Source organism: Bernardetia sp. ABR2-2B (assembly GCF_037126435.1).
Classification (GTDB): Bacteria; Bacteroidota; Bacteroidia; order Cytophagales; family Bernardetiaceae; genus Bernardetia.
Map to the genome: position 1 here is coordinate 4,867,702 of NZ_CP147020.1, position 24,795 is coordinate 4,892,496.

The 24,795-nt window shown below is 32.3% G+C and carries 19 protein-coding genes; 15 read left to right on the top strand and 4 right to left on the bottom strand.

Translation table 11 applies throughout. From position 1 onward, the window contains the following. Nucleotides 1–129: 129 nt before the first annotated feature. On the bottom strand, nt 130–6,129 hold the full coding sequence (locus tag WAF17_RS20450) for a gliding motility-associated C-terminal domain-containing protein (RefSeq protein WP_338763801.1): 6,000 nt from the start codon (nt 6,127–6,129) through the stop codon (nt 130–132). A gap of 365 nt (nt 6,130–6,494) precedes the next feature. Next, nucleotides 6,495–7,568, bottom strand: coding sequence for a ferredoxin--NADP reductase (locus tag WAF17_RS20455; RefSeq protein WP_338763804.1), 1,074 nt, complete (start codon nt 7,566–7,568; stop codon nt 6,495–6,497). Nucleotides 7,569–7,835: 267 nt separating this feature from the next. Here WAF17_RS20455 and WAF17_RS20460 point away from each other — a divergent pair, with 267 nt between their 5' ends. After that, nucleotides 7,836–10,340, top strand: coding sequence for a response regulator (locus WAF17_RS20460; RefSeq protein ID WP_338763807.1), 2,505 nt, complete (start codon nt 7,836–7,838; stop codon nt 10,338–10,340). A gap of 23 nt (nt 10,341–10,363) precedes the next feature. Continuing rightward, entirely contained in the window at nt 10,364–10,825 is a 462-nt protein-coding gene (locus WAF17_RS20465; RefSeq protein ID WP_338763810.1) for a cupin domain-containing protein, read from the top strand. Nucleotides 10,826–10,893: 68 nt separating this feature from the next. On the opposite strand, the gene WAF17_RS20470 is transcribed toward WAF17_RS20465, so the two are convergent. After that, on the bottom strand, nt 10,894–11,511 hold the full coding sequence (locus WAF17_RS20470; RefSeq protein ID WP_338763812.1) for a hypothetical protein: 618 nt from the start codon (nt 11,509–11,511) through the stop codon (nt 10,894–10,896). A 115-nt stretch (nt 11,512–11,626) separates the two neighbouring features. Here WAF17_RS20470 and ettA point away from each other — a divergent pair, with 115 nt between their 5' ends. Together ettA and WAF17_RS20480 are read left to right on the top strand one after the other, a co-directional pair. Then, nucleotides 11,627–13,312: an energy-dependent translational throttle protein EttA gene (gene ettA / locus WAF17_RS20475; RefSeq protein ID WP_338763814.1), complete on the top strand. Its 1,686-nt coding sequence runs from the start codon at nt 11,627–11,629 to the stop codon at nt 13,310–13,312. A 146-nt stretch (nt 13,313–13,458) separates the two neighbouring features. After that, entirely contained in the window at nt 13,459–14,745 is a 1,287-nt protein-coding gene (locus WAF17_RS20480) for a DUF3667 domain-containing protein (RefSeq protein WP_338763816.1), read from the top strand. Between the two features lie 4 nt (nt 14,746–14,749). Here WAF17_RS20480 and WAF17_RS20485 read toward each other — a convergent pair whose 3' ends face one another. Then, a complete protein-coding gene (locus tag WAF17_RS20485) occupies nt 14,750–15,115 on the bottom strand; it encodes a tetratricopeptide repeat protein (RefSeq protein WP_338763818.1) in 366 nt (121 codons plus the stop codon). A 98-nt stretch (nt 15,116–15,213) separates the two neighbouring features. Here WAF17_RS20485 and WAF17_RS20490 point away from each other — a divergent pair, with 98 nt between their 5' ends. The 11 genes from WAF17_RS20490 to WAF17_RS20540 all read left to right on the top strand — a co-directional run bounded on the left by WAF17_RS20490 (nt 15,214) and on the right by WAF17_RS20540 (nt 24,600). Then, nucleotides 15,214–15,816 (top strand): Uma2 family endonuclease, encoded by a 603-nt coding sequence (locus WAF17_RS20490; protein ID WP_338763820.1) that lies wholly within the window; start codon nt 15,214–15,216, stop codon nt 15,814–15,816. Nucleotides 15,817–15,899: 83 nt separating this feature from the next. Further along, the gene (locus WAF17_RS20495; RefSeq protein ID WP_338763822.1) at nt 15,900–16,304 is read left to right on the top strand and encodes a hypothetical protein; all 405 of its coding nucleotides are present in this window, start codon (nt 15,900–15,902) and stop codon (nt 16,302–16,304) included. Further along, nucleotides 16,297–16,890: a DUF1415 domain-containing protein gene (locus WAF17_RS20500; RefSeq protein ID WP_338763824.1), complete on the top strand. Its 594-nt coding sequence runs from the start codon at nt 16,297–16,299 to the stop codon at nt 16,888–16,890. The genes WAF17_RS20495 and WAF17_RS20500 overlap by 8 nt, the downstream gene beginning before the upstream one ends. Nucleotides 16,891–16,992: 102 nt before the next feature. Next, the gene (gene rodA, locus WAF17_RS20505; protein WP_338763826.1) at nt 16,993–18,525 is read left to right on the top strand and encodes a rod shape-determining protein RodA; all 1,533 of its coding nucleotides are present in this window, start codon (nt 16,993–16,995) and stop codon (nt 18,523–18,525) included. A gap of 83 nt (nt 18,526–18,608) precedes the next feature. Then, on the top strand, nt 18,609–19,118 hold the full coding sequence (locus WAF17_RS20510) for a hypothetical protein (protein WP_338763829.1): 510 nt from the start codon (nt 18,609–18,611) through the stop codon (nt 19,116–19,118). A gap of 44 nt (nt 19,119–19,162) precedes the next feature. Continuing rightward, nucleotides 19,163–19,951: a glycosyltransferase family 2 protein gene (locus tag WAF17_RS20515; protein ID WP_338763833.1), complete on the top strand. Its 789-nt coding sequence runs from the start codon at nt 19,163–19,165 to the stop codon at nt 19,949–19,951. 14 nt (nt 19,952–19,965) lie between these two features. After that, a complete protein-coding gene (locus WAF17_RS20520; protein WP_338763836.1) occupies nt 19,966–20,658 on the top strand; it encodes a hypothetical protein in 693 nt (230 codons plus the stop codon). A gap of 10 nt (nt 20,659–20,668) precedes the next feature. Then, complete coding sequence (locus WAF17_RS20525; RefSeq protein WP_338763838.1) at nt 20,669–21,316, top strand: hypothetical protein; 648 nt, start codon at nt 20,669–20,671, stop codon at nt 21,314–21,316. A 3-nt stretch (nt 21,317–21,319) separates the two neighbouring features. After that, a complete protein-coding gene (locus WAF17_RS20530; RefSeq protein ID WP_338763840.1) occupies nt 21,320–22,021 on the top strand; it encodes a hypothetical protein in 702 nt (233 codons plus the stop codon). A gap of 8 nt (nt 22,022–22,029) precedes the next feature. After that, nucleotides 22,030–22,662 (top strand): hypothetical protein, encoded by a 633-nt coding sequence (locus tag WAF17_RS20535; RefSeq protein ID WP_338763843.1) that lies wholly within the window; start codon nt 22,030–22,032, stop codon nt 22,660–22,662. Nucleotides 22,663–22,878: 216 nt separating this feature from the next. Continuing rightward, nucleotides 22,879–24,600: a carboxyl transferase domain-containing protein gene (locus WAF17_RS20540; RefSeq protein WP_338763846.1), complete on the top strand. Its 1,722-nt coding sequence runs from the start codon at nt 22,879–22,881 to the stop codon at nt 24,598–24,600. Nucleotides 24,601–24,795: the final 195 nt, after the last annotated feature.

Consider the following 24,795-nt stretch of genomic DNA (forward strand, 5'->3'; position numbering starts at 1 on the left):
TTCTAGCTCATTTTTTCATATTTTTGAGCTACAAATCATTGATTTTTAGCTAATAATGAGCTACAAACAAAACCTCTTATCAAAATGCAGTTCTGATAAGAGGTTTTCTAATTTAAAAAAGAAAGTATTTTAATAAATAATTGTAACTGTTCCAGTTTGTTTTATGGTCTTACTTCTATCTGTTGGATTTGTATAAGTTACTTCGTAATAATAGACTCCAGCAGGTACTTTTTTACCTTTGTACGTTCCGTCCCAAAACGTAATTTGTTCATCACTTCTTTTTTGAAGAGCAGAATAAACTTCCATTCCCCAACGGTCAAGAACTTTTATACGAAGGTTAGAATAAAAACGTCCGAATATTTCCCATTCTTCATTCAAGTTGTCATTGTTTGGTGTAAATGCACTTGGAATAAAGATTTGAGGGTCGCAATTTGATTCTATTTCCAAACTAGTAATTCCGTTACACGCATTTGGATAAGCTGCCGTTACTCTTACTAAAAATGTTCCTCCAAATTCAGTAGAAAGTAAAGAATCTTGTCCTACTAGCTCATTATTTTCATCAAACCATTGATAACGATATGTTGCCGTAGAGTCATAATTATTGATAGTTACGCCAATTTGATGGAAAATACGGTTTGAGTTTTCATCTTCAAAACACAAAATCGTATCTTTTGCTGACAACATAGGTCCTTCTTTGAAATCTACACGGATACTGTCTGTATAACTACATTCATTGATACTCACTTCTACATAATACAAACCACTTTTTCTGACACGAATAGAATCTGAAATTTGCCCTGTGTTCCATAAATAAGTTGCTCCTTCTGGACGTTCTGCCCCTATAATTGCCGTATCTCCTTCACAAAGCTGCTTGTCTGCCCCTAAATCTATTTTAGGTTGAACCAAAATAACTGTTGTATCGGTAGAAGAACAACCCAATGTATCAAAGCCTGTAACAATATAGGTTGTTGTATTAGCAGGACTAACAACTACTGTATCTCCACTTGCTGCTGGGGAATGCGACCACGTATAAGTTGCCCCTCCATTTGCAATAAACTCAACTGATTCACCTGCACAAATACTGACACTATCAGGCGTATTTAGTGTAATTGTTGGAAGGGGTTTAAATTGAACTAAAATGCTTTTTTCTGTGCTTTGACAGACATTTTGATTTGTTGCATCGCCATAACTTCCCACTACAGTATATCTGAAAATACCTGCTGAATCAGAAGAAAATGTTATTTCTTGTGTTGTCTCACCAGTATTCCACAGAAAGTTAGTTGCACCCGTTGCACTTAGGGTAATTTCTTCGCCCACACAAACAAGCGTATCAGATGCTATTATTTCTGTAGTTGCACTACGATTAAATGTAACTGTAATCAGACTTTCTGCACCACAACGACCACCTCCAAGCGTATCATAAACGCCTACTTTATAGGTTTGTGTTTCGTAATTGATATTTGAAGTATCTTGTTTGAATGTATAACTCGCTGTAGAATCAAGTAATTCTCCTGTATTTTCATTTGTCCATTCATAAATGTAACGAGGCTGATGAGAAGGCAAAAAGGCATTTACCTCAACTGAATCATTCTCACAGATTACTAAACTTTCAGGAACATCTATTTCAGGAACAGGCACAACTCTAAATTTGATGGTATCTGCACTTGCACCACAACGATTTGGCGTAGAGAAAATTCCTTTTACAATAAAAGTATAAAAACCTGCTTCGGTGGGTGTAATTTCAATGCTTTCTGTTGTTTCTCCATTACTCCACTCGTAGGAATCTGCACCAACGGCTGAGAGTGTTTGTGTTTGTCCTAAGCATAATGTTTTGATAAAAGTAGAATCAATTTGAACGCCTGATTTTCTGTCAAAACGAACAATTACTGTATCTAAAATAGAACAATTTCCTCCTCCTGTTAAATTAGGGTCTGTTACCTTTATTTCAAAACGATTAGCACTATAATTATCTACCATAGATTGTTTGATAGCAATTTTTGAGTTAGTAGAAATCGTTTGATTAGTCTCAATTACTCGCCATTGATAGCTAAAGTTATTATTATGTTCTGGACGGAAAGCATTCAAGACTAAAGAATCCCCTTCACAAATACGAATGGTATCGCTGGTTGAGCTTATTCCTAAATCAATAGTTGGACGAACAAAAACCTCTACTGATTGAGAATAAGAACAGTTTGCACTTGTTGTTGTGTCGGTTATGGTGACTTTATATATTCCACTTACATTTACGATGGCTACTTTTGAAGAATCAGAAGTAGAAACAATTCCATTTCCGAACCAATTGATAATCATTCCTTTGACGTTACTTCTTTCGATGGTTAGCGTATCAAAAGTAGAACAATTTGGATTTTCAGCTCCTGTAATTACAAAATCAGGAGTGGGAGCAAAATTAATACGAACAGTATCACTAATTCTACATCCTCTTGGGTCTTGAACGACAAGACTGTATGTATTTTCTTCTGTAACGTCAAAGATAGAATCTGTTGCAATGATTGTATTTTCTCCTGCTACATACCATTCATAGGTTGTTCCTGCAAGGTGTGATAAATCACTTCCAATCAGTCTATAAGGTAAATCGGCTGGAGAACAGACTGTTTTGTCTTCTCCTAAATCTACCACTACCTCATCATCAAAATTAAATACTTTTACTCGGTTACTAGTAGATGCACAACGTGTGATAGCATTTTCTAAGCGAATAAAATATGTTCCTGTATCCAAAACAAAAAGAGTATCATTGCCATTTCCAACAGAAATTATATCGCCATTTTCATCTAGGCTTTTCCAATCGTAAATAAAATCTCCTTCTGGTGCAACAATAAAAGCTGTATCAGTTTTACATTTATATTTATCTACCCCCAAATCTACCACAGGCAAAGGATAGACAATCATTGTCATAACTCGGCTTGTATCTGGACAGCCGTTTGTTTCTCCGATGACCCAAATTTCATCACCATTTTGGAAAGTACCTGCGATGGGTTCATATTCATTTGGAACTGCACCTGCTGGCATTGGTAATCCATTTTTATAAAAAACATAATTAGTTGCTCCGTCGGCTACAAACTTTGTGGTTTGGTTGGCACAAATGGACGTGTCAGGAGAGGAGATATTGACATTTGGTTTTGGAGTAACTGTAACTTCTACTTCTGTTGTCGGAACTGGCGATAATTCACAAAGGTCATTTGTGAGTGAAAGTGCTTGATATGTTCCCCCTTGTGATTGTACAATATAATCAAACGGACTTGATGTAGTAGCTGTTCCTACCGTTACTTGTTCTGTAACAGGACTTCCTATTAATGGAGTTTTGAGATAGGTAAGTATCATTGGAAACGAACCACTAAGTCTAAATGTAATAGGCGTTTGGTCTCCATCACAAATATCTGTACTTCCTGTTAAGCCAAGCCCCAAAGGAGGAAGGAAATTAATAATAATTTCATCTTCTGAAATACAATCTACTCGTGGGTTTGATATTTGAACTACATACGTTTTGGTTACTACAACATTTGGCTGAAACTCATCAACATTTAATGATGCTCCTGTTCCTAGTTCTGTTAAATTTGTTCCATTTTTTTCAAACCATTTTATTTCTGAAAAAGGTAATAAAGCAGGACTGACTACAACCTCTAGCCCTCTTTCTCCGTCTTCGGCACAGAATGTCAGTTCATCTAGTTCATCTGTTTGCCCTATTTCCCTAATTTGACTCTCAAAGAAAGTAACTGTTACTTCATCTGATAATGGACACGTATTATTAGCTCCATTTGCTAAATCAGTTATGGTAATTTCGTACGTTTTAGTGCTTGAAAAATTATCTACAACTAACTCAAAATCTGTCCCTAAATCAATTGGATTAGCTGGGTCTGTAATATCTCTCCATTGATAATCTAAGTTAGGGTCATCTACAACTCCTGTACGGATAGTTTGCGCTCCTTGTGCATTACAGAAAAATAATTCTGTATCACTCACTAATCCATCGTGTTGGACAAGTGCTACTGGATAGAAAGTAACTACGATTTCATCTGTTTGAAGACAAGAAAGCGTCTGGTCTGGGCGCAGAGCTTCTACTCTATAACGAGTAGTAGCTGAAAATTCGTTTACGATAAGCGTACTTGAAGTTTCTGTTGGCATAAATACACCATCTTTAAACCATCTATAGGTTACATCACTAGGTAAAGAATTTAGAGATGCTCTTATGGTTTGTTCGCCTTCTGTATCACAAAAAGTAATTACATCAGGAGTAGCACCATCAAAAACAATATCTACATCGTGAGTTGGGTCAAAAATAACAGTTATTTCATCAAATGTACTTCCATTTCCTGCCGAACTACATTGAGTAGCTGCATTAAGAACTTCAAGCTCATAAACTGTCGTAGCCGAAAAATTATCTACTACCAAATTAACATCTGTGCCTATTATTGTTGGGTCTCCTGCTATTCTCCAAACGTATGAATTATCTGTAGTATGAGAAATATCAAAACCACTAATAGTTTGTTGTCCTAAGCTATCACAAAAACGAATTTCATCTGTTGAAAAGCCTTGATATTTAATATCTGCAATAGAAGGAGGACTAAAGATTACTTCTGTTATATCCTTTTTTACACATCCATCGGCATTTTCGGTAGTCAATTCATAGCTTCCCGAAACACTAACCGTAATATCTTGGTCTGTGCTGATAATAGTTGGGTCAGGCAAAAGACGCCATTCATAACGAATAAATCCATCAGGAGCTTCTAGCGTATTATCTGTGGTTGTTCCATCACAAAAAGCCACATCATCAGCTACATCTACTACTGTTTCTAGGCTGCTTCCTGCTAGATAACCATAAGATTCAAAATTTCCATATCCATATACATAAGCAATAAAACCATCATTTGCTGGGTCAGAATTAGTAAGTGTGTAAGTACCTGGACTGATATTTCTACGTGCATAAGACATATCCGAACCTGCAATAGCCTCAAAAGTCATGGGAGTTCCTGCCAAAAGAATATTTGCTGTATTTGTAGTCTTGGTAACTACATCAACGTGAAATGTATTTATATTTCCAGTTGCTAGTGCTTCTAAGTTAATATCTTTTAGAGTTTGCTGGTTTGGAGAAAGAATAATGAAGTAAGGGTCTGCATCTTCTGTTCCCCCAAACTGGTCAGATATTGTAAATTGCCCTACCATTACTGGCTCAGTAGCACTAATTGTTCTCGGCGTATTATTTCCTTGTGTGCTAAATGTATGGTATTCTCCTGCATTTAATGTAACAGGAGCTGGTTCTCCACTAATCGTTACTACTGTCCCATCAGTTTGAGCAATAACTCTGAAATAATCATAACCACGAAGCACAGCAGGGTTTTGTCTTACCGACGGAATAGTTACAAAATTTCTTCCCCATGTATTGACAGAAGGTATTTGTTCATACGCATGGTCTGATGAGTTTCCATCTATATTAACCCTTACATTTCCTGAAAAAACAGCAATTGGTTTGTCTGAACTAATAAAACTTCCTGTTAAATCATTATTTGTACCATTTGTACCTGGTGAACGCACTAAGTAAGTTTGTCCTCTATCAAGAGTAATATTAATAGGATTATTAGCTGGACTTCCTGTTGAAGTATTTCTTGACGGAGTAATTGAAACAGCTGTATTATCTTCTGTGGCTACCACTAAAAATACAGATTGTAAAAAATTAGGAGTAAATGACATTGTATAATACTCTGTTCCTAATGCTTCCAAAGGAAAAATCAAGGCTGCATCTGCCGAATTTAATTTTCTATTAAGTGCATATAAGCTGATAGGATCGTTTGTCTCCACAAAAACACCTCTATCTTGTGGAAGTTGAGCTGCACTAACAATAAAGGAGGAGGGAGGTGTAAGTTCTATAAGCTGAGAACCGTTTGCAGCAACATTAATATTTATATCTCCACCTGCTGTGAAAACTGTACCTGTCGTAGCTACACGAGAAGTTACATAGAGGCGTGTATTACTACTTGTAGCAGTTCCGTCATGATCCATAAATCCTACCCAAAACTCTCTTCCCTCAGAAGTACGAATACAAGGGTCTTGAGCTAAAACGGAAAGTGAATGAGAGAAAAATAATGTAGAGAGTAGAAGTAAAAATATTTTTTTCATTTTTTGGTCGAAATTGTAGTGAGCAGACTTTAATTAATTTATTACTATTTCTTATAAAGTAAATGAGTTATTCCCTTAGAAAAGAAGATTATTTAACAAAATGTAGTTAAGTTAGTTAACTATATCAAAGTAATAGTTTTTTTTAATAAAACGAAATAAGGGCTTATAAAATTTTCTATTAGGTAATTTTATAAATGCAATGAATTATCCTGTTGTTAGTTAAATGTAGCTACAAATATACTAATATCTTATTTAAAGACGTATAATAATTTTTTTAAGTTAGTATTTTACTTATCAAAACAAAAAACGGCTCACTAAAAAGCAAACCGTTTAAAAAATAAGTAGTTGTGAGTTATAACTGAGCTTTAAGCATCCATATCTACTTTTACATCCTCTGTAAGTGGGTGTGCTTGGCACGTTAGAATATAACCTTCTGTAATTTCAGCTTCACTAAGAGCTTCGTTCGAATCCATTGTAACTTTTCCAGACAAACAAAGACCACGACAGGCCGTACAAAGACCACTCTGACACGAATATGGCATATCAATTTCACTATCTAAAGCAGCATCTAAAATTGTCTTTTTTGCATCGACAGCTACTTCTGACTCTTCGCCATTCAAGACGATTTTTACTGTTTTTCTTCCATCAGGAACTACTTCTCCATTTTCATCATCAGAATTAACAGGCGCAAAAAAGTTTTCCTTATGAACAGTATCACTAGCTACATTCATTTCGGATAGTGTTTCTTCTACGGTATCCATCATTCCTTCAGGACCACACAAATAGAAAGTTCTATCTTTTATGTTTGGAAGCTTTTCTAGAGTTGTTTTGATAAACTCTTTTGTGATGCGACCTTCAAAATGATTTTCTTTAGTAGATAAATCTGTCTTTGGCTGTGTCAAAGAATAAATTAAATTGAATCTATCTCCATGTTTTTCTTTTAGTTGGTCTAACTGATTTTTGAAAATAGTGCTTTCTTCATCTCTACACGTATAAATCAAAGAAACAACACTGTTTTGTTCATAACTTAAAGCTACTTTTAGCATTGACATAAGTGGCGTGATTCCACTACCCCCACCAAAAAGAACAATATGACGATTGTTATCTGGATGTGTTCGTAAGATAAAATTGCCCATTGGCTCCATAATATCTAGTTTTTCTCCTGCTTTTAGCGTATCGTTCAAAAGATTCGAAACTATACCTCCTTCTACACGTTTTACAGTTACGGCAAGTGTACTATCCAAATGAGGAGCAGAACAAAGGGAATAGGCACGACGATATTTTTTACCAGTCGAATCCTTGACAATCAGCGTCAGAAACTGACCTGCATAATAAGGAATTTTTCTAAAAAGAGGTTGTTTGAGATGTATAGTGATAGTGTCAGGTGTTTCTCTGACAATTTCTTTTATTTTTAAGGTTTGATAACGATTAGATGACATAAAAACAAATTATGATTATTAATTGTATAAATTGGCTAAGTTATTACTAATTTGTACAGAACAAATTGTTTTCACTTTTTTGCAAATTGACTATTGCACTACGTAATAATTTCTTAAATTTAAGGAATATACAAAGATAGGCATTCAATCAAACTTAAAACAGCTTGAAAAGCAAAAAAAGAATAGAAATATTTTGCATAAGTAGCTCTAAATAGCCTGTGTAATAGAAAAGACATAGAAAAACAAACTTGGTCAAATCAATCTCTTATGATAAAGATAGAAAATTTTTTACCTCCTGCTTCAGTATCAGATTTTTCTGTGCCTTCTCAAAATCAAGCACAAGCACTTTTTTCTTTTTTAAAATCAGTAAATCATTCTAGCTCATCTAATGAACTTTATAATACTATTTATACTCATCTAAATTCAGTTTTTGAAATAGATTTTATTCTTATTACGGCATCAAACCAAGCTCTTTATTACAAAAATAACACTGAAAGTAGCCTTCCTTTGAGTAGTGGAAGTATCTCTGATTTAGAAGATGCAATAAGAAATGAAACTTTAAAAAAGCTTGTCTTGACAGAGAAAGAGAACAGATACCATTTTATTTGTCTTTCTATCCAACATTCTAATCAGTTGGTACATGTTTTTGTTTGTATTACCAAAGATAGTTTTGAAAAAATAGATAGCCAGACTACTACTTTTTTAAATTGCTTTTTGGAAATGGTTTTGTCAGCTTTTATTCAGTTAGACAAAAAAGAAAACGATATAAAATTCAAAACTATTTTTGATGCTTTTCAAGATATTTATTTCCAAGCTAATCAAGATGGAATTATTAATACGATAAGTCCGTCTTTAAAACCTATTTTGGGATATGAAACAAATGAGGTAATTGGTAAAGCTCTTCATACCTTTTTATTGTCAAAGGAAACATTAGAAAACTTATTTTTTATTTTAAAAGAACGAAAAAAGATAAAAAATTATGAAATAAAATTAATCTCAAAATTAGGAACTCCAAAAACACTTCTTTGTAACTTTCAAATAATAGAAGACAAAACAAATAATCAAATTATAGGAATAGAAGGAGTAGCACGAGAAATAAACGAAGCAAAAAAAGTAAATCAAGAAGCTCAAAAATCAAAACAAAATATAGAGAGAATCTTAGAAAGTAAGAAACAGTTTTTGGCTGATATGGGACACGAAATCCGAACACCTATGAACGGAATTATAGGAATGATTGATTTACTGCGTACTACAAAGTTAGATGAAGAACAAAATCATTTTTTAGATACCATTGAATCTTCTTCAAACGATTTATTAGTCATTCTGAATAATGTACTAGACCTATCTAAGATAGAAGCAAATAAAATGCTTCTGAAACCAGAAGCCTTTGAACTTAAATCACTTCTAGAACAGCTAAAATTATTATTCGAAAAAGAAATTCAAAAAAAATCTATTCATCTTACTTTAAAAATTACTGAAAAAACTCCTCCTAGAATAATTGCTGATAAAAGCCGATTGTTACAAATCTTTAGTTACTTATTATCAAATGCTATAAAATATAATTTTCATAATGGAGAAATAAATATTTTCATAGATACTCTTAAAGAAGAAGAGGGCAAACTGCTTTTACAAGGTGAAGTAAAAGATACAGGAATTGGAATTTCGGAAGAAAATCAAGAATTTTTATTTGATTCTTTTTCTAAACTACAACATAATTATCAAAAAACAGTAAGTGGAACAGGATTAGGACTTACAATAGCCAAGCAGCTTGTTGAGATAATGGGAGGAACGATGCAGGTTTGGGCGAAAGAAAAAGAAGGAAGTACGTTTTATTTTTCTTTTGAAGCATTGAAAAGTACAGAAATAAGTGAAAATAAATCTGATAATCAAAGTGAAAAAGAAGAACAAAAAGTAATTTCTGAAATAGATTCAGAATGGGAAAACTCGTTTGTAAATAACCCTCTTATTTTGGTAGTAGATGACAATACAACTAATCTAACAGTTGCCAAAAAAATACTGGAAAAGTCAGGGTGTCAGATAATGACAGCTATAAATGGAAAAGAAGCAATTCAAAAAATAAAAGATAATAAGTTTGAACTTGTCTATATGGATATTCAAATGCCAGAAATGGATGGGGTAACAGCTACTCGTTTTGTAAAAAGGCTCAAAATTCAGATTCCTCCTATCATTGCCTTGACAGCCTTTACTGTGGCAGAAGAAAAAGAACGCTTTATTAATGCTGGAATGGATGATTATTTGTCCAAACCTGTAAAAGCAGGAGTACTTATCCAAAAAACAAAAAAATGGATAGACCAAAAATTTTATAATATAAATGATAAAAAACTAAAAGAAAAAAACATAGAACAATCTCAAAATGATAGCAAAAAGGTAAGTTCACAGGCTTTATTCAGTTCAGAATCTTTAAAATACTTACCTATCGTAAATACACAAACAGCCCAACAGCTCCAAAAATGGGGAGGGCGAGAGCTTGTAGATGAGTCTTATCAACTTTTTGAGGAAGAAACAACAGGGCTTTTGATTGAGGCAATTATGGCATACAATCAAAAGGATAGAAAAACGTTGAAACTACATGTGCATACGATAAAAGGAAGTGCTGCAACTTTAGGAATAGATAGAATGGCAACCATCGCTACCGAAATAGATGCTATGCTGAAAGATAATATTGATGCTGAAGTTTCTGAACAAATGGAAGCCTTTGAACATTCTTTTGAAGAATATAGATTGAATTACCGAATTATATTGAATTTGTAAATTAACTTAATTGAGAAATATTTATGAATAGAAAAATAGAAAGCACCGATAAAAAACTCATCGTAAAACAATGGGAGGCTAGTAAAAAATATTGGATGACTGAAAATGAATTCACTGGTATCGTAGTTGGTAAAGAGGCAACCAACTCTGAATATGTAATAACAGATGGTGTGATTGAGCCAGAGAATTTTATACCAAATCATTATCATAAATGGGAAGACCAAACTTTTCACATAATTAAAGGAAAATTAGAAGTGAAAATAGGCGACCAAAATTTAATTATAGACGCTGGTGCTTCAGTACATTGTCCAAGAGGAATTCCTCATTATATGAAAAACATTGGAACTGAAAATGCTCACATTATTAGTTATATTTTTCCAGGAGATTGGACTGAAGATTTTTTTATAGAAACTAGTAAGCAAGTAAAGTCTGGTAAGATTGATTATAAAATAATAGAAGAAAAATTTGGAGTTGTATATCTATAAAAAATACTTATTCTCTTATTTAAATGTCAATTAAAATTTCTTTACAAAATTCTATTAATAGAATTATTTCAACTCACAGAAGTTACATGACTACTCACAATTTTCCATTTGTTATTTATTTTATCTAGGAAAACAGCCAATCGATGTCCCCAGTTTCTACCCTGTGTAATGCCTATTTCTAAAGAAGCCTTATCTCTTCTGTCATTAAATTCTATATCAGAAAAAGAAACTATCAAAACATTTAGAGTATCAATTTTCTGAAACTCTATATATTTTTTTAAGCGATACTTATTGGTGTGTATTATCTTACTCAAATCTAAATAATCATAACTTATTTGTTCTGAATTTGGGTTTTGATAACAACCTGAATATTGAATATCTACCAAAACAGTTCTTTTTCTACTTTTTATTTCTTTGAGCCATTCTTGATTTCTAATTTCTTGTTCGTTTTGAAATTGTACAATAATTAAAGAATCTTCATAAGTTGTTTCAATACTGTCATTAAGAAAACTTTCAGGATATTTTGGTGGAGGTGGTGGTATTTCACCACCCCATTCTACACTCTCTATTAGCTCTGTATAAACTAGTGATAAAATTTTATACTCATCATTTGTTTGACTAGCTAAATTACAGGAATAAAGACAAATAGTGAAAAAACAAGGTAAGCGAAACGAAGCATTATACATAAATTTTGAAAGAAAGAAATAAGAAAAATCAAATTCTATTGTTCAAATCACACTTTTTTGAGTAATTTAGTGATATAATTAGAAATCACAGTTTTATAAAAATATAAATTCATTTATGAGTACAGTTGATAATAAAGTTATTTTTTCGATGGCAGGTGTGAGCAAAACTTATCCTCCTCAAAAACAAGTATTAAAAGATATTTATCTTTCGTTTTTTTATGGTGCTAAAATTGGCGTTATTGGTCTGAATGGGGCAGGTAAATCTACTATTCTCAAAATTATTGCAGGGTTAGAAACAGAATATCAAGGAGAAGTAGTTTTTTCCCCAGGTTATTCGGTGGGTTATTTGGAGCAAGAACCAAAACTTGACCCAACCAAAACAGTAAAAGACATCGTACAAGAAGGTGCACAAGAAACCGTAGATTTACTCAAAGAGTTTGAAGATATTAATTTAAAATTTGGCGACCCAGAAGTTTTGGACGACCCAGATAAAATGGAAAAACTCATCGAAAAACAAGCAAAAGTTCAAGAAAAGCTAGATGCCTTAGATGCTTGGAGTTTAGACACAAAGCTAGAAAAAGCGATGGATGCACTTCGCACACCTCCAGAAGACGCCATTATCGGTAATCTATCGGGTGGAGAAAAAAGACGTGTTGCACTTTGTCGTTTGCTTTTGAAAGAACCAGATGTTTTATTATTGGATGAGCCTACCAACCACTTGGATGCAGAATCTGTACATTGGCTAGAGCATCATTTGAGAGAGTATAAAGGAACAGTAATTATCGTTACGCACGACCGTTATTTCTTGGATAATGTAACGAGCTGGATTTTGGAGCTGGAAAATGGAAAAGGTATTCCGTGGAAAGCAAATTATTCAGATTGGTTAGACCAAAAGCAACAAAAAATGTCTGAAAATGAAAAAACAGCTTCTCGTTATCAAAAGGCACTACAAAAAGAGTTGGAATGGTCAAGAATGAACTCAAAAGGTAAACAAGCAAAATCGAAAGCTCGTATGTCTTCGTATGATAAAATGATGAGTGAAGATCAATCTCAAAAAGATGAAAAACTAGAAATTTTCATTCCTGCAAGTGAGCGTTTGGGAGATGTAGTTATTGAAGCTAATGATGTTTCGAAAGCATTTGGAGACAAACTACTCTTTGAAAATCTTAATTTTTCTTTGCCTAAAGGTGGAATTGTTGGAGTCATAGGACCAAATGGAGCAGGAAAAACAACCCTTTTCAAAATGATTATGGGAACAGAAAATCCTGATGCTGGAACATTTAAAGTTGGAGAAACCGTACAGGTAGGTTACGCAGACCAAGAACACGTACACATTGACAACGAAAAATCTATCTTCGAAACCATCACAGGAGGAAACGAATTGATGATGCTAGGAGGAAAGGAAACAAATTCTCGTGCCTACGTAAGTCGCTTTAACTTTGGAGGTTCAGACCAACAGAAAAAATTAAAAGAACTCTCTGGTGGAGAACGTAACCGAGTGCATTTAGCATTGACACTAAAAGAAGGTGCAAACTTACTTCTACTAGATGAGCCTACCAATGATTTGGACGTAAAAACATTGCGTGCCTTAGAGGAAGGTTTGGATAATTTTGCAGGTTGTGCTGTTGTTATTTCTCACGATAGATGGTTTTTGGACAGAGTAGCCACTCATATTTTGGCTTTTGAAGGCGATTCACAAGTTCGTTTTTATGAAGGAAACTTTAGCGAGTATATGGAAGACCGTCAGAAAAGATTGGGAGATGAAATTCCTAAACGTTTGAAATACAAAAAATTAGTTTAAAATAACAACTGGTTATTAATTTTCAACCCTAAGTGTCTCAAAGATGCTTAGGGTTTTTACGTAAAAAATAAATTTAACATTTTCAAGACTATTTACGTACTAGGTAATACCAACTACTACAACTTATTTTTTCATTAACTTACTCTATGCCTACTCAACTTCCTACTAAAACAGTTTGTCTTAATTGTGATTATCCAGTAAAAACTGAAAACAAATACTGCCCAAATTGTGGACAAGAAAATGCCGACAAACGCATTTCTTTAGGATTATTACTACAAGATGCTTTTGCAACAGCTTTCAATCTTGAGTCAAGGGTTTTTAAAACCATTCCTTATTTTCTATTTTATCCAGGACGACTAACCAATGAGTTTTTAGATGGAAAAAGAGTGCGTTATATGCACCCTTTCAAGATTTATTTACTTTCTAGTATTCTTTTCTTTTTTGTGGTTATCAAATTATTTACTCCTAGCATTGAAGAAGCTATTAGAGGTTTGAAGAGTGGTGCTGATGAAAGTGAATTAAATCTTGGGATTACACTAAATGACTCTACGATAGCGAGTACTAAGAATAAAGATTCATTGGAAAATATAAGAAGTGCTTTTATTACAGGTTTGGAGGAAGGAGTAAAGCATAAGGAAACAAGCAGCTCAACAGAAATCCTAAAAAAATTCGAAGAAGGTTGGAACAAATCTGAAATAGAAGACTCTATTTCAGATGAAGTATTACAAAAAATTACTCAGAAGCAATCTATTATTAAAGACTCCTTATCCAAAGTTCTTGAAGCTTTTAAGCGAGGAGAATTAAATGATTCTACAATAAATATAGATTCCTTAGAAGTTCTTGTAACAGATAGTGTGTTATTAGCAAAATCTATTTTCATGCTTGATAAAAAAGTAAAGGAAAAACAAGGAACACTACGTAGATTTTTTGATTTGATTCAAGATAGAAATATGACACCAAAAGTGTTGTTAGATTCCATTGGTAGCAAACGAAAAGATGGTTTGTACATACCATTTGCAGAACAATTACTCAAAATTGGTAGAAACGACCCTGCTATATTTTTAGCTGACATCATCAATAACATAGGAACGCTTATGTTTTTTACGCTACCAATATTGGCTCTATTTTTTAAGCCCTTTTATATTCGACGAAATAAATATTATATAGACCACCTCATTTTTACGCTTCATTTACAAGCATTTACGTTTATTATTCTGACTTTAGCAGCTATATTCTTTCACTGGGACTTGCTACCAATCAGTATAATACTATTTTTTGGGCTAATGATTTATGTTTGGTTAGCTTTCAAAAAAGTGTATAAGCAAGGCTTCTTCAAGACGACTATCAAAGCCTACATGATTTCTTTCTTATACGCTATGATACTTATTTTTATGCTTTCTATCAATCTTATCTACTCCTTCTTTATGTTTTAAAAGACTAAAACTCGTCTTCAAACTCCATCAAAAAAAGCTCATAAGCAGATTTTAGTTCTTGATGTGATTTCAAAGTTACTTTATCAGCTTCTTTATTTTTTTTTTGAGCTTTTTGGATTTTTTTTTCACAAACTTCAATTCCTTTCAAATACGTTTTATTAGCTTTTTTGTAACTTTCTAAAGTTACATATAATTCTGCTGCATGATAATAAGTAGCAATATAATCAGTGTGATTTTGAAGCAAGTTTTCGAAGTATTCTAATGCTTTTTTTGTGTCTGTTTTAAGATACTCAGTAGCAAGAGCATATAATAAAAAAGTATCGTTGGGTTCTTTTTCTAAAAGTTCTAAGAGTTGTTTTAATCTATTCATAATGCGTTTTGAGAAGTTAAAAGGTTTATTTAATAATTACCTAAATTATTATTTTTGTATCTTTAAGTAGAAAATAAAACTACATAAATTTTTTAAAAATGGGAATTTCGAAAAGAGCAGATTTAGAGGAATATTTATTGATGGAATTGATATCAGATGAAAAACTAGAATACATCAATGGTACAATTCGCTCAATGGCAGGAACTACTGTCGAACACAATATCATAATGAGCAATCTAAACAGATTATTGTTTAGGTGCTTAAAAGAAAAAGGTTGTTTATTAATAACAGGAGATGTAAAACTATTTATAGAAGTCTGTGATAAAGCTTTTTTATATCCAGACATTCATATTTATTGTGGTGATTTGAAAAAGGAAAAAATGAAGCGAGGTTCATATGCACTCAAAGAACCAAAAATTATTATAGAAATTCTTTCTTCTGCTACAACAGCCTACGATAAAGATGAAAAATTTGAATGTTACAGGCAAATCAAATCTGTAGAGAAGTACATTATGATAGAAAGTGATTTGTCTGGAGAAGATGAAGAAGGAAATCCGAAAACTAATAAAGAACCTAAAGTATATGTTCGGGATATAGAAAATGAAAATAAATTCACAGAAGAAGTCTTTACTATAGAAGGAGTTTTAGAGATTTTGGGATGCCAAATAAAAATAAAGGATATTTACGAATTTGTAATCTAAAAAATGAACATTTACCTCTCAAAAAGATTCCCACTAATCACTAATCACTAATCACTAATCACTAATCACTAATCACTAATCAAATGCAAAGAGAAAAAGATTATTTGAAAAAGAAAATAGACAAATTAGCTGTAGCTTTGGCAGAACTTTTAGCTAAAGTAACCAAAACAGAAGTTGCCTTCACAAAAGAAGGGTTTGTTGCTGAGTTTGACCAAATTTTACAAGAAGAAACCAACTTAAACTTAAACGTAATTTTGGAAATGGAAGAGAACGACTTTTTAAAAAAATTACAAGAAAAAAATGAGTTCATGCCTAGCCAGTTACACATCTTAACAGATTTATTGTATCAATATTATCGTAATTTTGGAAATATAAATGGTCTGAATAAAAAAATAGTAACTCTTTATGAGTCTTGTATTGAAAATGGGATTGCACTCTCATTAGAAAAATACAAACTAATAGACAGTCTGAAAGAAAATAATGGATAAAAAAAATATAGAAACCACTACCAAAAAATGGCTAGAAGATTGGATTTTAAGGCTAAATCTTTGTCCGTTTGCTCATTCTGTGTACGCAAAAAATCAAATTCGTTTTGAGATAGAAGAAAGCAATAGTTTTGAGAAATGCGTACAAAAGGCTGTTTCTGAAATTGTGTTTTTAGAAGAAAATAATAATGATAAAAGTCAAAATTATATAGATACAACGCTTTTAGTTTTTCCAAATACTTTTTTAAACCCTAATGAAAAGCTAAATGACGAAGAAAATACTTCATTCAACGATTTTTTAGATTTTGTAGCTTTATTGGATTTATATTTGGAGCAAAATAACTTAGAAAGTAAATTTCAACTTGTTGCTTTTCATCCAAATTATATTTTTGAAGGAGAAGACAAAAACTCAAAAAGTCATTTTACCAATCGCAGTCCTTATCCTATTTTACATGTTTTGAGAGAAGAAAGCGTAGAAAAAGTAATTGAAAATTATAATCAAGTAGCATCTATTCCTCAAAAAAATATAGAAAAATTAGAAAAAATGAAAGATGCTGATTTTGAATGGTTAGAATCTTTTAAAAAGTAAATCAAGTTAAGTTTATAAGATATATATAGTTAAATTAAATAGTTTAGAATAACTTTGTTAGTTATTTAATTCGTAATTTTTAATCCGTAATTCGTAATTGTCATGTATGGTTCATCTTCCTCTTCTCGTTCGCCTTTCTCTCAACTAGATTGGATGACAATTTTATTGTTTTTTGGTCTTCTCACTTGGGGCTGGATTAGTATCTACGCAGCCATTTATGATGCTGAAAAAACGTATTCTATAACAGAGTTTTTATTCAAGACCAATGCAGGAAAACAAATCGTGTGGATTGGACTGGCTACGGTTCTTGCCTTCGTTCTGACCCTCTTAGATGTTCGGCTTTTTGCTTCCTTCTCTCCCTTTTTTTATATCATTACGATGGCTTTGCTAGTCGGGGTTTTGCTTTTTGGTAGAGAAATAGCAGGTTCTAAGTCGTGGTTTGATTTTGGGGGAATCCGTTTCCAACCTGCCGAACTTGCCAAAGTAGGAACGGCTCTGATGATAGCCTTTTTCTTAGGAAATAAACGTGTTAGTGCCGAAAAATGGAAGTATATCGGCATTCTGATGGTCATTATTGGTATTCCTGCTGTCCTTACCATCTTACAAGGCGATACAGGTTCTGCAATGGTTTTTGCTAGTTTTTTCATCGTTTTTTATCGTGAAGGTTTGCCTTCTTTCATTATGGTAATTGGTCTTTCAGCGATTATACTTTTGGTGGCTACGCTCGTTATGCTTTCGGATTTATGGGGATTGATGCAACGGATTATCGTGGCAGGAGGAACTATTCTACTTTTTATTCAGCTTATAGACTTTTTTAGGAGACGAGCCGAAGACCGTCCGAAGTGGTTTGTTTTTATGATAGAAATAGGTTTGAATGTGGCACTACTAACAATGCCTTGGTGGCTTCCTGTGCAAGAGTATCAATCAGAAGATATTGCGCTTGTCAAATCTGAATCTTTCAAAGAAAATTTGATGTGGTTAGCAGGAATTTTTGGAATATGGCTATTAATTAAAGGAATTTTTTCGGTTACGGTAGATAAAAAATACAAACCTATTTGGCTTACTGGCTTTATCGTAATGGCTACTGTGGCTATCGTGGGAGGATTAGACTTTTTTGTGAAAGATGTTTTGAAAGAATATCAGCGCAAAAGATTAGAAGTTTTGGTCGACCCAACACAAGGAAAACAAGATTTTGGATGGCAAGTTTATAACTCAAAAAGTGCCATTAGTTCTGGAGGACTCACAGGAAAAGGATTCTTAGAAGGAACACATACAAAACTAAATTACGTACCCGACCAAAGCACCGACTTTATTTATTGTACTATCGGAGAAGAACAAGGCTGGGTAGGAAGTTTTGGCGTTTTGGTGCTTTTTGTCTTGCTATTTTTTAGGCTTATTCACGTAGCAGAACGGCAAAAATCAAAATTTTCTAGGGTGTACGCTTATGGTGTAGTTTCTATTTTATTTTATCATTTTGTTGTAAATATTGGAATGACCATTGGACTTTTTCCTGTAATTGGTATTCCGTTGCCGTTTTTTAGTTATGGAGGTTCGTCGCTTTGGGGTTTTACGTTATTGCTTTTTATTCTGGTAAAATTAGATATGCACCGTAAAACAGAAGTGAAAATAGATTAAATCAGTTACCAGTCATCAGTTATCAATAGAACAAAAGACTTGTCTTTAAGCGAGTAGTAATCAGTTGTAATTTCAATTAAGATATGAATAAAATATCCACAAAAACATATAAAAATACGTTTAGTAAAGCTAATTTCTATATTATTGAAATTGATAATAAGTCATTGGAAGATATTATACTAGAAAGCCAAACTGATATTGCTAGAGGTTTAGTTCCTACTCTTTTGAATTGGTTAGATAATCCTCTTGAACAGAAGGTTGTGTGGGAGCGTACATTACCATCGATAAATGAAAAATTAAACCTTCCTATATTAATGTGTTCTGAAGATATAGACTTGTGGTGTACATTAATTATAGTTGAAGTTGAAGTAAAAGGAAATTTTGTGTACTGGAATAAATTTGGGATAGAAAATTCTGATGCCGTAACTCCTCAAGAAATTGGCAAGAGTATTAATTGGTTTTTAAGCTCCCCAAGTTTTGTTTTTGATAAAAATAACTACATTAATGTTTTAGATGAATTTAGGCTTAGGTTAGATGAAAATATAGACTATACTCCTAAACATAAAGAAATGGTAGAAGACTATAAACTGTAAGCTTTATCTTACCATTTATCACTAACCATTTATCACTAAAAAAATTGAAATTAAGTATTATTACCGTTGTCCGAAATGCAAAAGAATTATTTTCTCAAACCTTTGAATCTGTCAAAAATCAAACGTATCAAAACATAGAATATATAGTCATTGATGGAAATTCTACTGATGGAACAAAACAACTCATTGAAGAAAATCAAGAGTTTATTACGACTTGGATAAGCGAAAAAGACAAAAGTCTTTATGATGCAATGAATAAAGGTTTGAAACTCAGTACAGGCGATTTTGTGTGGTTTCTACACGCAGGAGATACTATTCCAACTCCTCAAACAGTAGAAGATTTGATAAAATCAATTCTTTATAAAAATAAATCTGAAAGTCAAAGTGAAATAGAAGATATAGATTTTATTTATGGAAAAGTGAAAATCAAACAGTTGGATAACTCTTTTACAGATTATCATAAAATTGCTCCCACAGAAAAGGAATTAGCCAAAAAAGGCTACAAAAATTTCTTAGAAGGAATGGTAATTTGTCATCAAGCAATGTTTGTTCGTAGAGAAATTGCGCCTTTGTATGATTTGGATTTTAGATTAGCTGGAGATATAGATTGGTCTATTCGGCTTTTTAAAGAAATAGAAAAGCGTAAAAATAATAAGCAAGAGGTTAGAGTAAGACAATCAGAAATAATAGTTGCTCATTTTTTGGCAGGAGGAATCTCAACTTCACAAAAGAAAAAATCACTCAAAGAGCGTTTCAAAATATTTCAAAAGCATATCGGATTCGTAGGAGCAATTTGGCAGCATTTTGTTATTTTTGGAAAGCGAATTTTTTAGCAAATTCTTTCATTATGAATTATTCATCAAAAGAAGTTTCATCTGCTATCGGTATTTTATTATTGATGGGTATAATTATCTTTACAGTTTATATTAATCTTCCTACTAAAAAAGAAGTAGAAGACTTGTCAGAAATAGAAGAGAAAATAGATTTTAATTCTTTTACTGAACATGATTTAGCTCAACTTTGGGCATTAGAGTATCTAAATACAGATTCTTTAACTATTGATAATACAAAAAAAAGAACATACATAAAAATTGATAAAAATCTACATTATTCTTTAGTAAAAGATTCTACTTTTAATGGGTTATTAGATTTTAAAGAAAAACAGATTAAAGATTTTTATAAAGTAGAAACAAATATAGACGAAGATACGATAGTTAATTATGGAGTAATAAGTTTCAGAAATATGGATTATAAATATGGTGCAATGAAACTTGACGCTGTTGAAATAAGTTCTATAAATGGTTTACAAACTAATTCTGCCAAGTTGTTAGGAATAGGAAGACTAATTTTAAAATATCAAATTCAATCGATTAGTACAGAATCAATATATGGTGATTTTACTCGTATTACATTGAAAGATGGTAGAGAAATATTTTTAATAAAACCAAATGCAAAAATTGAAACAGAGTATCAAAAAGTTATTGAAAGTACAGAACTTTTGAATGACAGCACAAGATTAATGCTGCCTTGGAACGAATAAAAAATAAAATATGCCACAAAATCAATCATCAAATAAACTTTCATCGCTTATTGGATTTCTTTTACTGATTGGAATCATCGGTTTTACTATTTTTACAAACATTCCTATCAAAGAAGTAGAAAAGGAATTTAAACCATTTACTCAAAATGAATTAGATAATTTTTGGGAGTTAGATAGTATCGAAACTAAGGCAGGTAGAGCAATACAGCGAGAAAGAAAATATTCCATACATTTTGAAAAAAAAATAAAAATAAATTGGGATACTATTAAGTTTAAAATCGAAACAGAAAAAGATACAACGACAGTAATCCGTCCTAATGACAGTACCTATTATTTGGGGACAATACTATTCAAATCTAAAGTTCATAGAGAAAAGGCTAAGCCTTTACTATTTCAAAAGTTTAGACTAGAATATTATAAATCTGAAAAAGATTCTTTGTTTTTAAAGCGTTTAGGTAAAATATTCCTAAAATATCAAATCAGTTATATTACTACTCGCTCTGATTATGGGAACTTTACCACTATTAAATTAAAAGATGGAAGAAAAATCTTTTTATTAAAAAAAGATTCTGAAATAGTAGAAGGCTACAAAGAATTACTGGAAAGTGCAGAATATTTAAATGACAGTACAAGAATTATTTTTCCATCACACAAATAAAATATGCCACAAAACCCAACATCAAATAAATTTTCTTCGCTTATTGGAATAACACTTCTTTTCTTAGTTATTGCTTTTACTGTTTTTATAAATTTCTTTGTTGAAGAACCAATAGAAGAAATAGTAGAGGAAGAAGCAATAACAGAAATAGAAGAACCCGAATTTAGTATTTTAGATTCTGCTGACTTGGCAAACCTTTGGAAATTAGAAAAATTACAAACAGATTCTATAAACTTTCATTATGAGAAGCTAAGAAAGCATATTCAAATCAATAAAAACTTTGGTTATATAACTGCTGAACTTATTAATAACTCCAACAACTTAGAACCTAATACGAAAAGACGTTTACAAGAAGCATACAATAACTTCGACCAAGATAAGGTTATTATCAATTATGGAATGTTAGATTTTGAATATTCTTACCCTACAAGCTATACTACTAAACTTGAAGAGTTCGATATCAAAGAATCTGACTCTAGTTATTATTATCAGCTTAAAGAGATTGGAATGTTGTTTTTAAAGTATCAGATAAAATCTATTTTTACCGAATCAAAGGCAGGAGATTTTACTAAAATTGAATTAAAAGATGGAAGACAGTTATTTTTGATAAGACAAAATGCAGAAATAAAAACGGAGTATTCCAAAAAACTCATCGAAAGAGCAGAGTTTATAAATGACAGTACGAAAGTAATTTATCCTTATTAGAATAAAATATGCCACAAAATCAATTTACAAATAAAATTTCTGCTTTTATTGGAATAGCTTTATTACTTGGAATCATTGCTTTTACTATTTTTATAAATTTCTATCAAAAGAATACTATAAAAGAAATAAAAAAGGAGAAATTTAAAAAAAGAAGAAATCAACCATTTGCTCCAAACGAGTTACTAAAATTTTGGGAATTAGAAGGGCTAAGAGCTGATAAAATAGCACTAAGAACTAAAAAGCAATCTAATATATACATTAGTATTAGTAAAACAATACACTCTTTAGAATCTGATTCGTCAAAAGATAGTCTTTTTATTCATTACGGTGCGGTTCGATTCAGTACGATAAATAGTGGTGAGAATGATGAAGAACTGACAGACTTTAAGATAACAATTATAAATGATACATATCTTGACTTAGTTCAGCGAATAGGTAATTTATTTATTGATTACCAAATACATTCTGTTTCCATTCTGCCAAAAAGCAATTATTCTACCTGTATTAATTTGAAAGACAGTTCAAAGGTATTCTTGATAAAAGGTAATAAGAAAATAGAGAATAGCTATTATAAGGAATTTGTAAAAGAAGCAAGATTTCTGAATGATAGTACAAAATTATATTTGCCTAAATCAAAATAGAAATTAGTTTTCCCTTTTTAAGGAATTGAAATTAAATAGCACACTTATTTTAAATAGTAAGTTGTTGATATTCAATGTATTATATTCGTAATTCGTAATCTTTAATTCGTAATCTTTCCTAATCAAAACTTTCTATTGTAAAATAGCAAATAAATCGTTTTTTTTGTAGAACCTAAAAAAAGAAAAAAGTAAAACCTAGCATACACAACACAAACTATGGCAGATAACTCAAAAGAAAAAAGCAAAGACAAAAAAGCTAACACTACGCATAGTAGTCCTTCCAAGTCTGAAAAAGAAAATATACAGCTCAATATCAATGAAGATGCGAATAAACAACTTCTTATTCAGCTTCAAGGAAAACTAGACAAAGTAAAACTAGGTGGAGGGCAAAAAAAGATAGACAAACACAAATCTAAAGGAAAACTAACAGCTAGGGAACGCATAAATTACCTTTTAGATAAAGACGAAGAAGGAAATACGACTTATTTTAATGAAATCGGAGCTTTTGTGGGTGATGATATGTACAACGAGTGGGGAGGTTGTCCGTCAGGTGGTGTAGTTACTGGTATGGGACATGTAAGTGGAAGACTTTGCGTAATTGTGGCAAATGATGCGACTGTAAAAGCTGGAGCGTGGTTTCCAATTACAGGAAAAAAGAATTTGAGAGCGCAAGAAATAGCCATGGAGAACCGTATTCCTATTATTTATTTGGTAGATAGTGCAGGAATATTTTTACCATTGCAAGATGAAATTTTTGCAGATAAAGAGCATTTTGGTAGAGTTTTTAGAAATAATGCTCACATGTCAGCCGAAGGAATCGTTCAAGTTTCTGCTATTATGGGAAGCTGTGTGGCAGGTGGCGCATATTTGCCGATTATGTCTGACGAGGCTTTGATTGTAGAGGGAACAGGTTCAGTATTTTTGGCAGGTCCTTATCTTGTAAAGTCTGCCATAGGCGAAGATATAGACCAAGAAACATTGGGTGGAGCTTCTACGCATTGCGAAATTTCAGGAGTAACAGACAATAAATATCCAAATGACGAAGCATGTCTTGATGCCATTCGTAATATTATGGATAAAATTGGAGAGCCTGATAGTGCAGGTTTTAATCGTTCAGAGCCAAAACTTCCTACCAAAAGTATGGAAGAAATTTACAGACTTTTACCTGCTGACCGTACCAAGCCGTATGATATGCGAGATATTATCGAAAGAATTGTAGATGATTCTGATTTTGAGGAGTATAAAAAAGATTATGGCAAAACTATCTTGTGTGGACATGCAAGAATAGATGGTTGGTCAGTTGGAATAGTAGCCAACCAGAGAACGATTTTGAAAAGTGGCAAAAAAGAAATGCAAATGGGTGGAGTTGTTTATTCTGACTCTGCTGATAAAGCTGCTCGTTTTATAATGACGTGTAACCAAAAGAAAATTCCACTTTTATTTTTGCACGATGTTACTGGTTTTATGGTTGGAAGCCGTTCCGAACACGGAGGAATCATTAAAGATGGTGCAAAGCTCGTCTCTGCAATGGCAAATAGTGTCGTTCCTAAGTTCACTATCGTAGTAGGTAATTCGTATGGCGCAGGAAATTATGCCATGTGTGGAAAAGCGTATGATCCTCGTTTGATGTTAGCTTTTCCAACAGCAAAAATAGCTGTTATGAGTGGTGCTTCGGCTGCAAAAACGCTTTTACAGATAAAAGTAGGTTCTGAAAAAGCAAAAGGAAGAGAAGTTTCAAAAGAAGACGAAGAAAAATTATTAGCAGAAATTACGGCGAGTTATGAAAAGCAAACCACTCCTTATTATGCTGCTGCACGTCTTTGGATTGATGCGATTATTGACCCAATGGAAACTCGTCAGATTATTTCAATGGGAATTGAAGCTGCTAATCAAGCACCAATTACAAAGCGTTATAATGTAGGTGCAATTCAGACCTAGAAATCAGTTACTAGTTATCAGTAAGTAGGGAACAATTACGAATTAAAGATTACGAATTACGAATTAAACTTCTGACTACTAGTTAATTATATAATTAAAAGTATCAATTTATTTAATTTCTATTCCTAGTAGCCAGTTAAATACAAAAGTCAATCATTTTTATAATGATTGACTTTTTTTGTGACGTACACTTTA

Bases quoted from the DNA above. Each gene is read 5' to 3' on its own strand.
- WAF17_RS20450 (WP_338763801.1), bottom strand. From the start codon at position 6,129: ATGAAAAAAATATTTTTACTTCTACTCTCTACATTATTTTTCTCTCAT.
- WAF17_RS20455 (WP_338763804.1), bottom strand. From the start codon at position 7,568: ATGTCATCTAATCGTTATCAAACCTTAAAAATAAAAGAAATTGTCAGA.
- WAF17_RS20460 (WP_338763807.1), top strand. From the start codon at position 7,836: ATGATAAAGATAGAAAATTTTTTACCTCCTGCTTCAGTATCAGATTTT.
- WAF17_RS20465 (WP_338763810.1), top strand. From the start codon at position 10,364: ATGAATAGAAAAATAGAAAGCACCGATAAAAAACTCATCGTAAAACAA.
- WAF17_RS20470 (WP_338763812.1), bottom strand. From the start codon at position 11,511: ATGTATAATGCTTCGTTTCGCTTACCTTGTTTTTTCACTATTTGTCTT.
- ettA (WP_338763814.1), top strand. From the start codon at position 11,627: ATGAGTACAGTTGATAATAAAGTTATTTTTTCGATGGCAGGTGTGAGC.
- WAF17_RS20480 (WP_338763816.1), top strand. From the start codon at position 13,459: ATGCCTACTCAACTTCCTACTAAAACAGTTTGTCTTAATTGTGATTAT.
- WAF17_RS20485 (WP_338763818.1), bottom strand. From the start codon at position 15,115: ATGAATAGATTAAAACAACTCTTAGAACTTTTAGAAAAAGAACCCAAC.
- WAF17_RS20490 (WP_338763820.1), top strand. From the start codon at position 15,214: ATGGGAATTTCGAAAAGAGCAGATTTAGAGGAATATTTATTGATGGAA.
- WAF17_RS20495 (WP_338763822.1), top strand. From the start codon at position 15,900: ATGCAAAGAGAAAAAGATTATTTGAAAAAGAAAATAGACAAATTAGCT.
- WAF17_RS20500 (WP_338763824.1), top strand. From the start codon at position 16,297: ATGGATAAAAAAAATATAGAAACCACTACCAAAAAATGGCTAGAAGAT.
- rodA (WP_338763826.1), top strand. From the start codon at position 16,993: ATGTATGGTTCATCTTCCTCTTCTCGTTCGCCTTTCTCTCAACTAGAT.
- WAF17_RS20510 (WP_338763829.1), top strand. From the start codon at position 18,609: ATGAATAAAATATCCACAAAAACATATAAAAATACGTTTAGTAAAGCT.
- WAF17_RS20520 (WP_338763836.1), top strand. From the start codon at position 19,966: ATGAATTATTCATCAAAAGAAGTTTCATCTGCTATCGGTATTTTATTA.
- WAF17_RS20525 (WP_338763838.1), top strand. From the start codon at position 20,669: ATGCCACAAAATCAATCATCAAATAAACTTTCATCGCTTATTGGATTT.
- WAF17_RS20530 (WP_338763840.1), top strand. From the start codon at position 21,320: ATGCCACAAAACCCAACATCAAATAAATTTTCTTCGCTTATTGGAATA.
- WAF17_RS20535 (WP_338763843.1), top strand. From the start codon at position 22,030: ATGCCACAAAATCAATTTACAAATAAAATTTCTGCTTTTATTGGAATA.
- WAF17_RS20540 (WP_338763846.1), top strand. From the start codon at position 22,879: ATGGCAGATAACTCAAAAGAAAAAAGCAAAGACAAAAAAGCTAACACT.